At 59.7% G+C, this 650-nt stretch carries 1 protein-coding gene; it reads right to left on the reverse strand.

Annotated features, from left to right (window positions below):
- Positions 1–514 (reverse strand): tyrosine-type recombinase/integrase (locus ACW9UQ_RS18715; RefSeq protein ID WP_458932491.1); only part of this gene is annotated, 514 nt, incomplete at its 3' end.
- Positions 515–650: the final 136 nt, after the last annotated feature.

The following is a 650-nucleotide window of genomic DNA, read 5'->3' on the forward strand; positions in this document are numbered from 1 at the left end:
TCACCTTGCGATCCTTCCGCCCCTTGCCCTGCACGACATGGATGAGCATCCGGTCGCTATCGATATCGCTCGTGGTAAGGTTGCAAACCTCGGAAGCTCTCAAACCTGCACCGTAGGAAATGCTGAGCGCAGCACGGTATTTGAGCCCCGGCCCAGGCGCGACCGCCAGAAGCTCGGAAACTTCCTCGGCGCTGAGCACCGCGGGCAGTTTGCGCGGCTGCGTGCGGAACTGCATGTACCGCTTCATCTCCTCGCGTCCACAGGTCATCGAGAAGAAGAAACGTAGCGCGGTAATGCGGGCATTGTAGACCGAGGGCGTAACCCCGGTATCCGTCATGTGAAGCTGGTATGCGCGAAGCTCTTCCGTCGTCGCCGTATCGGGCGAGCGCCCCAGAAACCCGGCGAAATCCTTCACCGCCCGGATATGTGCTCGCTGAGATTGGGGTCCCAGACCTCGAATGCGCATATCCTCGATCATCCGCTCCCGAAGCGGTGTTGTTCTCTCCTCTGTCATTGGAACCTCCTGTGTCGACTGAGAAAGCCCCAATCGTCAGACAGGTCAGCCAAATCGCAAAACCCGCAGGTCTATCAGGTGGAAATCAACAGCTGCCACAAGCGCCAGTGCCGCGCGAGCGGCTTCGTCCATGAGC

Source organism: Halovulum sp. GXIMD14793 (genome assembly GCF_054457435.1).